The sequence below is a fragment of the Helicobacter mehlei genome (genome assembly GCF_007280785.1).
GTDB lineage: Bacteria > Campylobacterota > Campylobacteria > Campylobacterales > Helicobacteraceae > Helicobacter > Helicobacter mehlei.
The window spans coordinates 1-470 of record NZ_VKGC01000072.1 but is presented as its reverse complement, the minus strand read 5'-3'; the positions used below and the strand labels follow the sequence as shown (position 1 = coordinate 470).

Below are 470 nucleotides of genomic sequence, written 5' to 3'. Positions count from 1 at the left end.
GCTACAGCCCTTAAAAGCGGTAATCGTGTGGATAATTTTACCCATATCTTAGAGCGGTTACAAACGCTTTTAACCAGCACGCACAAAGATGGCACCAATGCATTAGTCAGTCTTAATCCTTATGTTTATGAGGATATGTTGGCTGAAATTCTAGGGGCAGGTTTTGCGCGTTTTGCCCGTTTAAAGGGGGCAACAGAGAGTCTTTATGACTTTTTAAAAGAATTGCCCAATAAGTTCGTAGAAGCCTCTAGGCCCCGTCTAAGCTTTGAGGGCGTGTCTTCTAAGAAGCTAGCTGATGTCAATGTCTATGACTTTGCCAAAGAGCTCATCACCAGCACAGAAAACCCAACAACTTCTGTAATGCGCGTGGCCTCTTTGTTGCCCCAATTGGAGAAAAAGAGCGCGCAAGCCAGCCAAAGCTTAGCCAACAGCCCAGAGATGCAAATTTTGCAGAGGGCACAGAATCGTAG

Annotated in this window: 1 pseudogene; it reads left to right on the top strand. The window is 45.5% G+C overall.

The window, feature by feature from the left end:
• A pseudogene (locus tag FNE76_RS08140) lies at positions 1-470 on the top strand (hypothetical protein); the annotation flags it as partial.